General features: G+C 69.9%; 8 protein-coding genes. 4 read left to right on the forward strand and 4 right to left on the reverse strand.

Translation table 11 applies throughout. The annotated features are described in order from the left end of the window. Positions 1-151: 151 nt before the first annotated feature. Both IE185_RS31070 and IE185_RS31075 read right to left on the reverse strand, forming a co-directional pair. Complete coding sequence (locus IE185_RS31070) at positions 152-448, reverse strand: hypothetical protein (RefSeq protein WP_138898006.1); 297 nt, start codon at positions 446-448, stop codon at positions 152-154. A 79-nt stretch (positions 449-527) separates the two neighbouring features. Next, positions 528-1,580: a replication-relaxation family protein gene (locus IE185_RS31075; RefSeq protein WP_138898007.1), complete on the reverse strand. Its 1,053-nt coding sequence runs from the start codon at positions 1,578-1,580 to the stop codon at positions 528-530. 304 nt (positions 1,581-1,884) lie between these two features. Here IE185_RS31075 and IE185_RS31080 point away from each other — a divergent pair, with 304 nt between their 5' ends. Together IE185_RS31080 and IE185_RS31085 are read left to right on the forward strand one after the other, a co-directional pair. Continuing rightward, positions 1,885-2,313 (forward strand): hypothetical protein, encoded by a 429-nt coding sequence (locus IE185_RS31080; protein ID WP_138898008.1) that lies wholly within the window; start codon positions 1,885-1,887, stop codon positions 2,311-2,313. Positions 2,314-2,534: 221 nt separating this feature from the next. After that, positions 2,535-3,008: a hypothetical protein gene (locus tag IE185_RS31085; RefSeq protein ID WP_138898009.1), complete on the forward strand. Its 474-nt coding sequence runs from the start codon at positions 2,535-2,537 to the stop codon at positions 3,006-3,008. A 950-nt stretch (positions 3,009-3,958) separates the two neighbouring features. Here the strand turns inward: IE185_RS31085 and IE185_RS31090 are convergent. Beyond that, positions 3,959-5,341 carry a S41 family peptidase gene (locus IE185_RS31090; protein ID WP_189716439.1) on the reverse strand — a complete coding sequence of 461 codons (1,383 nt, stop codon included), beginning with the start codon at positions 5,339-5,341 and terminating at the stop codon, positions 3,959-3,961. A gap of 550 nt (positions 5,342-5,891) precedes the next feature. Between IE185_RS31090 and IE185_RS31100 the strand changes: the two genes are divergently transcribed. Continuing rightward, positions 5,892-6,712, forward strand: a protein-coding gene (locus IE185_RS31100; RefSeq protein WP_170198409.1) for an IS5 family transposase whose coding sequence is annotated in 2 segments (ribosomal slippage) — positions 5,892-6,246 and positions 6,246-6,712 — 822 coding nt in all. Because the reading frame shifts where the segments join, the coding sequence is not laid out codon by codon here. On the opposite strand, the gene IE185_RS31105 is transcribed toward IE185_RS31100, so the two are convergent. After that, positions 6,702-7,058 carry a hypothetical protein gene (locus IE185_RS31105; protein WP_138898611.1) on the reverse strand — a complete coding sequence of 119 codons (357 nt, stop codon included), beginning with the start codon at positions 7,056-7,058 and terminating at the stop codon, positions 6,702-6,704. The genes IE185_RS31100 and IE185_RS31105 overlap by 11 nt on opposite strands. Positions 7,059-7,169: 111 nt before the next feature. On the opposite strand from IE185_RS31105, the gene IE185_RS31110 reads away from it, so the two are divergent. Next, the gene (locus IE185_RS31110; protein WP_138898610.1) at positions 7,170-8,318 is read left to right on the forward strand and encodes an FG-GAP-like repeat-containing protein; all 1,149 of its coding nucleotides are present in this window, start codon (positions 7,170-7,172) and stop codon (positions 8,316-8,318) included. Positions 8,319-8,372 lie beyond the last annotated feature (54 nt).

An 8,372-nucleotide genomic window follows, 5' to 3' on the forward strand; every position in this document is an offset into this window, starting at 1 on the left:
GTCCTCACATCTCTGCGGCAGCACCGGCGCTGTTAAACCGATCAGTGGACAGCGCGAACTCGAGCGGAGCCCGGCCTTGTGGTGCTGGACATCTGGCACGAGGACACCGTCCGCAGCTGACCGGAAGCGGGCGGGACGCCGCCGGCCGGCGTCAGGGTGTGTCGCCGGAGTAGTAGAAGCGGCAGCTGACGCCCGGACCGGGGGTGCGGGGCTCGCCCGGTTGTGGGTCACACAGGGCGCGGCCGCCGGGCCACCGGGAGAGCTCGGTGGTCAGGGCGACGCCGTCGTCGACTTCCTCGGTCCGCCAGCCGTAGATGTCCAGCAGCAGGCCGTCCAGTGGCCCGCCGACCAGTTCGGCGTAGGTCCGGTGCGGGAGCGGCCCGGGGTTGGGGTCGTCGTGCTCCGCGCCGTAGACGCGGCCGTTCAGCAGCTGCTCGTCTCCGTTCATCCGAGCAGCTTTCCAGCCATCACCGACAGCCGGGCAGAGCCGGCGGGCCCGGCCTGGGTGGAGGCCGGGCCCGCTGTGCTCACCGCGGCTTGGGCAATGCGGTCAGCGCCCGCCGGTCCTCACCGTGGCCGACGACCCGCCACACCGGCCGGTCGGCCCCGTCGTGGGTGAGCTGGTGAAGGGTCGTCGTCGCCACGGTGATCCGCCAGTTCGGCCGGGCACGGTCGTGGAAGGCGGCATCCCTCGTATCTGGGGCCGCGCGGCGCGGGGCCGGGGCGAAGACGAACAGCAGCGGCGGGAAGGGCCGCTCCAGCGACGGCCCGGCATAGGTCTCCTGCCAATGGCTGCGCGGGGCGCGGGCGGCATTTCCGCGCCCGGACGCCGGGGCGTTGCGGTAGGCGGCGTAGCGCTCCAGCTTGGCGAGCAGGCGGGCGTAGGACATGGTGCGGTCGATCTCCACGAACGCGCTGGAGCCGTCGGCCAGGAGCGCCACGGCGTCGGGCAAAAGGTTCCCGGCCGGGGTGGGGTGGGCGACTTCTACCCGCCAGTCGGCATGGTCGGCCACCTCCGCCTGGTGGAAGGCGATGACGGTGTCGACGAGGGCGAGGCCGTGCTCCCGAAGACCCGTCTTGCTGGCCGCGATGCGCTTGCCCGTCGTCCGGCCGGTCGTCGGCGCGAGCTCAGCGGAGGCGGCGGCTTCGGCGAGCCCCGCCGGGGTGCAGTACCAGTAGCTCTGCTGGGCGCGGTGAGTCCGGCCGACCAGGTCTGGGGATTCGGAGAGCAGGTTGCGCAGCGCGCGGCGGACGTGGTCGGTGTCCTGCTGATGGGGCAGCAGCAGCGCCTTGAGCTGGCGGGGGGTGGCCAGACGCAGCTGGGCGAGCGTGAGCAGGACCTCGCCGCGGAGGTCCGCGCCGGCCTTCGTCGCCGGGGCCTTCCGGGGCCGGGACGCTTCTCCAGGTACATCAGTACTAGGAGAAGAGGAGTTGCAACTGGCCGGAGCGGTCGAATCGGGGGTCTGATCAGCGACAACCGTCAGTCGTCGATTGGAAGCTGCGGGGCTGGGAGCGGGGCTCGCCGTCGCAGCGGTGTCCGCCGGGGCCGGCGAGGTGTGCGGGTCGGGTGCGGTGGTCATCGCGTCCTCGGGTTTCTCCGGCCGTACACGGCCGGATCGGTGGCAGGTCCGGCCCGCACGCGTGAGGCGTACGGGCCAGGGCCCACCGTGAGGAAGCACCCCTTGACCAACGTCTGTTCTGACTCGCTAGTCCAGTTTCGGTATGCCCTTTGCACCCCTTGCAGTCCCGCTTTGTCCGTGACCGACGTCACAGGCAGCGCCCCGGCCTGGAGCGCGGCCGCTGTCCACAGGCCCGCACCCCGAGGCTTTGATCAACAGGCCGGGCGCAGCAGGCGCGCGGCCAGCGAACAGGTAGGGAGCCGTCATGGAGACGACGTCGCCGAAGGCCCAGCTCGCCCCGGAGCAGATCCGGCGGGCCGCCGACTATGTGGAGCTGGTCTGGCGGGGCCAAGGCAGCGAGGAAGACAAGCCCGCGCTCGCGGAGTTCCACGCCGACGGCCCCGGGCTGGCACGGCTGATCGGTGAGTTCGGCGCGCTGCTGCTGGCCGACTACATCACCGCCGTGCCCGAGGAGCACACCGACTGCGAGTCCGCCTACGCCCTGCGGCAGCTGGTGACGGTGGCGAGCCGGTACCTCAAGCGGTGGTGCCTCGCGGGCGACGGCGGGGCGCAGACGGCGCTCATCGCGGCCGGGTTCCTGATCGAGTGCATGCAGGAGGTCGACCAGGTGTCCCAGTTCCTCGCCGATGTCCGCGGTGACGCCGGCGCCGGGTACGTGGCGGCTGCGGCCTGAGCCGAACGAGAGGCCGGGGACGGAGATTTCTCCTCCCCGGGCGCCGCCCCGTTTCGCGCTGAATGTCGCAGGTAGCGGACCTGGACAAGGGGGTAGCACGAGCGGCGCGGGGAGGAGATCTCTCCCCGCCCGGCGGCCGGACTCTGTCCACAGGGCCGCAGTTCGAGGGTGGCTTCGAGGTCGCCGCGATCAGCGAGGCGGCCCGTACGTGAGGAGCTGTCATGCCCGAGAACATCGTCACCGCGCCGCTCGCTCCGATGGAGCCGGAGGACGTCGCCGACGCCTTCGCCTACATCCGGGCGCGGCAGGCCGACGACATCGGCACCGCCTGCGCGGTCATCGAGGACACGGGCGGCACGGAGATGCGCCGGCTGCTCCTGGACGTCGCCGCGCGCATCTTCATCCCGATCACCGCCGTGGACGACTGCGACGGGGAGCCTTGTGCGCACTCCTTCCTGGCAGCGGCGCTCGGACGCCTGCTCCTGGAGGTCCTGTGCCACGGCGACGGCGCCTGCCTGGCTTTCCCGCCGGGCATCGCCGACACCATCGTCCGCTTCACCGAGAACATCCTCACCGAGGACCACGGCGACGTCGCCGACGTACTCCGCCAGCTGGAGGCCGCCGGGATGGAGCAGGCGATGGAAGCGCGCCCCGCACCGGCCGGTGCACCCGTGGTGCGCACCACCGGCGTGTAGTGCGCACCGAGCCCGTCAGTGGTGCGCATCGTGCGCGCGCCACCGGCGGGAGGTGCGCGCACCATGCGCACTGTGGACCGCGCCGCGCGCATCCGGTGCGCGCGCCTCCCGGAAGGTGCGGTGCGCCCCGCGCGCCGCGCGTATCGAGTGCGCACACCACGTCGCTGTTCGCCGGTCCGCAGGCGGGGCGGACTCCTATATCACATGCCCCCTTGACTTCGATCTGATCGGCGGCTGGGACCGGCTCTGGCAAGGGGAGACGCTCCGGTAGCCAACGTGGTCAAGGAGAAACGTGCGCCCGCCCCGGCCTGGACAAGGGGTGGCCGGGCTCCTGCCTGGAGGCGGACAAGGGGGGCCGGTTCGCCCGGCCGGAGCCGGACAAGGGGTCGGGCCGCCGGTGCGCACGACCCGGGCGGTGCGCACTGGGTGGAGTGCGGAACATCGGGTGCCGGACATCGTGGTGCGCACGAGAGTGCCCGGCATCGTCGACTGGTGCGCGCGATCCGGGCGGTGCGCATCGCGTGCGGTGCGGAACATCGGATGCTCGACATCGTGGTGCGCACGAGAGTGCCGGGCATCGTCGCGAGGCACACCCGGTGCGGCGCGGAACATTGTGGTGCGCACGAGAGTGGAGTCCACCGTCAGCCGGTGCGCACCGGAGTGGAGCCCACCCGGAGTGGCCTCCACTCTCCACTCGATGGAGTGCACCCGATGTTCTGCACCCGATGCCGGGCATCGTCCACTGGATGCTGAACATCGTGGGTTCCACTCGGTGGACGATGCCCGGCATCGTCACCACAGCCAGGCGATGGAGTGCCGCACCCCGGGCCAGTCCTACCAAGCAGCCGTCACCCTCGCATCGCTCCTGATGTGGCGTGACACTTTCACGATAACTCCAGGCCGGCGGGCCGGGGCGTCTGCGGGAGGATCCGTCCTAGTCCCGCACCGTCCTAGTCCCGCAGGACCTTCACGGCCCGGTCGAAGGCCGAGTCCTTGTTCTGGTCGAACTCCTGCGTGGTGAAGACCGGCTCGGTGAGGTGCGGCGGGATGCCCGCGCCGTCGAAGGTCCTGCCCGAACGGGCCAGCAGCTCCTCGTTCGGCAGCCAGACCGACATGCCGTTGGGGAGCTTGCGCACCATGACGTCCGAGAAGACGCCCTGCGTGGGCTGCCCGATCCGCACGGTCCGCCCGGGCCGGTCCATGAGGGCCTGGGTGAAGGTCTCTCCCGCGCTGACGGTCGAGCCGCCGGTCAGCACGGCGACCGGTCCGGTGTAGCGGGGGCCCTGGGCGGGCGTGACGTACAGGGGCTGGGGGCGCGTGTGCCGGGTGGGGTCCGCGGGATCGTTGCGGGCCCGCTTGGAGTAGGCGAGGTAGGGGGTATCGGTCAGCCGCCCGGCGATGTGGAGCCCCATGGCGTCGGATCCGCCGCCGTTGATCCGCAGGTCGATGACCAGGCCCTTCAGGTGCCGGGTGCGCTCCTGGCCGAGGACCGTGTCCAGCGCTTTGTCGAGCTCGGCCAGCTCGGCGGCGTAGGAGGCCTTGCCGCCCGCGTAGCCGCCGAAGCCGGAGATCCGCAGGTAGCCCTGCCCGCCGGGGAGGTCGGCGTAGGTGATCCGCCCGGCGGCGAAGTCCTGGAGGTTCCGGGCGTTCTTGAGGTCGCGCTCCACGACGAACTTCTTGACCTTGGCGTCGAGCTTCCCGTCGGGCCGGACTGTGCCTGGGCGGACCTGCGCGAAGGCCCGGTCGGGGTCACCGTCACCGTCGCCGTCGACGTCCCAGACGGCGACGTGGGCGTCGTGGAGCGGCTCGACCATCTTTTTGAAGACGGCGAAGAGTTCGTCCGGGGTCGTCTGTTCGTGGACCGTGGGTCGGTACCGGTCGCGTACGGCGTGCCAGTCGATGCCCTTGGCAGCGAAGAAGGGGTAGTTCTCCTCGAAGGACTGCCAGAAGACGTCGAAGGAGGCGAGCGGACCCCCGGGGGCGGAACGCGTGCAGGCGTCGGGCAGTTCCGTCGTCCGGCGCAGGTTCCGTTCGCCGACGTCGCCGTCCAGCCGTACGGAAGCGCGGTCGCGGTTCCCGCGGGTGCGCACAGTGAGGACGGTGCCTCCAGGCGTGGTGTAGGCGCCGGGGTCGGTCCGCTGCGCGGTGTCGCCCGCGATGCAGCTGGCGGCGGTGGTCTGGTGCTCCTGGAGGGTTCCGTTCCGGATGGAGAGCACGGTGCCGTAGCCGTCGGTGCGCCAGATTCCGTCGGTGGCGGGCTGGTGGGCGGTGGCGGCCGGCGCGGCTGCGCCGACGAGGGTCAGGGCGACGGCGGTGGCCGTGACGATGCGCACGATCTTGCCTTCTCTGTAGGCGACTTGCTGGGTACCGTCCCACCGTGCCGATACGGGATCCACCGGGCCATCCGGCTGTCCGGCCGATCGGGGGTGGGGCCAGCACCCGCTACCCGCGGTACCCGGGACCACACAGCTCGTTCTGTGACCGGGATGCCGGTTGAATACGCTGAGCGCTGGCAGCGGCGGACGATGCGGAGACACACCGGCGCAACCGTGGCCGGCGAGGCGGCCGACCATCGGGCTTTCACCTACCGCGCAACACCGTCGAAGGCTGCTTCAACCGGCTCAAGGCCTTCCGCGGCATCGCAACCAGGTATGAGAAGGCCACCGCTTCCTACGAAGCCGCGGTCAGCCTGCGTCGCTCCTACGCTTGGCAAGATCGCTTTGACGACGGCCCCTGCTGCATAGTTCGTACAACCCTTTCACCGGGTCATGGGTCTTCTGTGCGCCGACCGCTCCAGATCCCGCGCGCACCACTGGATCCGGAGGAAAGCGGCCCCCTATTAAGACGTCGTTTCCTTTGGCGTGATCGTTCGTTGTTCCGTGCATGACGGATCTGGTCGAACGGTTGGTGCCGGAGGAGTTGTGGGTGCTGTTCCGGCGGGTGGTGCCGCCGACGGTGGTGATACGTCCGCAGGGCGGGGGCCGCCGCCGGGCCGGTGACCGGGAGACTCTGGCCGCGATCATCTTCGTGGCGACGTCGGGCTGCACGTGGCGGCAGGTGCCGCCGGTGTTCGGCCCGGCCTGGCCCACGGTCTACCGGCGCTTCGCCCAGTGGAGCCGGGAACGCGTCTGGGCCCGGCTCTACCGCGTGATCCTCGACGAACTGGGAGCGCGGGGCGAGTTGGACTGGTCGCGGTGCGCGATCGACTCGGTCAGTCTGCGGGCGGCAAAAGGGGGCCTTTGACGGGACCGAATCCGACCGACCGTGGCAAGTTGGGATCGAAGATCCACCTGATCTGTGACCGGAACGGGCTTCCGCTGTCGCTGGGCATCTCCGGTGCGAACATGCACGACAGCCAGGGCCTGGAGCCGCTCGTGCGAGGTATCCCGCCGATCCGGTCCCGCCGCGGTCCCCGGCGCCGACGGCCGGCGAAACTGCACGCCGACAAGGGCTACGACTACGACCACCTGCGCCGATGGCTGCGCGAGCGGGGCATCCGCCCTCGCATCGCCCGCAAGGGCGTCGAGTCCTCGCAGCGACTAGGCCGGCATCGCTGGGTGGTCGAGAGAACCGTGTCCTGGCTGGCGGGCTGCCGCCGCCTCCACCGTCGCTACGAACGCAAGGCCGAACACTTCCTCGCTTTCGTCGGCATAGCCGCAATCCTCATCGGCTACCGCCGACTGGCAACCCTGCTCACGGCCTGAGCCGGTCCTGCTGCACATCGAAGCAGACCAGCCCCATGGACTCCGCCACCGCTGCCGCGTAGGCCGAGCCCTCTTCGGCCATGCTCCACCGCATGGGGAAATAGATCAGCGGACCGCTGGCCTCGCCGATCAGCGGGCCGGTCGACCAAGGAGAGGTGTCCTCCTCGTCCTCGGTGAGGTCGCACCACCGCTCAAGCAGCGCGGCCACGTAAGCCGCGATGCGTTCAGAGGGAGGCTCCTCCAGATCGCCATCGATGTAGCGGGCGTACAGGTCACTGAAGACCTGGCCGGCGGTCTTGTCATCCACCGGCCTCTCGCCTTCCCAGACAGCAAGGTCGTAACTCATGCCCTGGAGACTCCCACATCGCACCGGCACCCACCTGGCCAGTCGACGGCACGAGCCGAGCCTAGACCAAAGGAAACGACGTCTAAGAGAGATGTCCCCACGGCATCCTTCATGCTGCAGGAGAGTCACGTGCATAAACGCTTCGGAACCGTCGTGGCCACCGCCTCGGCCGCCGCGCTGACCGGTGGTCTACTGACGCTGGCTGCGGCTCCCTCCAGTGCTGCCTCCTCGAGGTACGCCGACGACTTCAATGGCGACGGGTTTCGCGATCACGCGGTATCTGCACCGGGTACCGAGGTCGGAGGGCATGGTGCGGCCGGAGCGGTAGTGATCACCTACGGCTCGGCCGGCGGACTCCAGAGCGCCAAGACGCAGGTGGTCACTCAAAGTTCCAGCGGCGTTCCCGGTGCGTCCGAGAAGGACGACTACTTCGGTGCCGTCACGGCAGCAGGCGATTACAACAGTGACGGCTTTGCGGACCTGGCCGTCGGCGCACCCCACGAAGACACCACCGCCGGTCTGGGCTCGGGTGAGAACAGCGGGGCCGTCACCGTGCTGTGGGGCGGGAGCGGGGGTCTGTCCGGCGGCACTGCTCTGGAGATACCTGCGCTCGACTACCCGGCGGGCTTCGGAAAGGTGCTCACCGGCGGAGACTTCGACGGTGACGGCCGCCACGACCTCGCGGTCGGCCAGAGCCAGGACAACTACGTCTTCTTCTACCGCGGAGGAACAGCCAAGACCAGCCAGCTCGGTGGCCGCAACGGCTTCGAAGTCACGTCCATGACGAAAAGCTCCACCGGTATCGAGTCGCTGGCGTCGAGTGACGTCAATGGCGACGGCACTGACGACCTCGTGATCGGTGGTGACAACAATGACACCAAGGACTACTTCAAGCAGGCCCTCTACCTGTCCCCGCTCGAACCCGCCCGGCGGACGTACGCGGGCGACGTGTCGCACGGTGCCACGGCAGCTGTCGCAGACGTGGACGGCGACGGTTACGCCGATATCGTGACCGGCCATCCCCGCGACCCGCGTTCCTGGATGCCGGGCACCAGCCTCGGCGGCAACGTCACCCTGACCTACGGCACATCGAGTGGTCGTGACGCCTCTCGCCCTCCCGTGACGATCACCCAGGACACGGCCGGGATCCCCGGCGCCTCGGAGGCCGAGGACGGCTTCGGATCCGCAGTGGCGCTCGACGACATCGACGGGGACGGCAGGGCCGATCTGGCCGTGGGCGCACCCGCGGAGTCGATCTGAGGTGACTCCTGTGGTGTGGACACACCTGACAATGGATCTTGATGGTCCAGGAAG

Source organism: Streptomyces chryseus (genome assembly GCF_014650755.1).
Taxonomy (GTDB): Bacteria; Actinomycetota; Actinomycetes; order Streptomycetales; family Streptomycetaceae; genus Streptomyces; species Streptomyces chryseus.

Bases quoted from the DNA above. Each gene is read 5' to 3' on its own strand.
- IE185_RS31085 (WP_138898009.1), top strand. From the start codon at position 2,535: ATGCCCGAGAACATCGTCACCGCGCCGCTCGCTCCGATGGAGCCGGAG.
- IE185_RS31075 (WP_138898007.1), bottom strand. From the start codon at position 1,580: ATGACCACCGCACCCGACCCGCACACCTCGCCGGCCCCGGCGGACACC.
- IE185_RS31080 (WP_138898008.1), top strand. From the start codon at position 1,885: ATGGAGACGACGTCGCCGAAGGCCCAGCTCGCCCCGGAGCAGATCCGG.
- IE185_RS31110 (WP_138898610.1), top strand. From the start codon at position 7,170: ATGCTGCAGGAGAGTCACGTGCATAAACGCTTCGGAACCGTCGTGGCC.
- IE185_RS31105 (WP_138898611.1), bottom strand. From the start codon at position 7,058: ATGAGTTACGACCTTGCTGTCTGGGAAGGCGAGAGGCCGGTGGATGAC.
- IE185_RS31070 (WP_138898006.1), bottom strand. From the start codon at position 448: ATGAACGGAGACGAGCAGCTGCTGAACGGCCGCGTCTACGGCGCGGAG.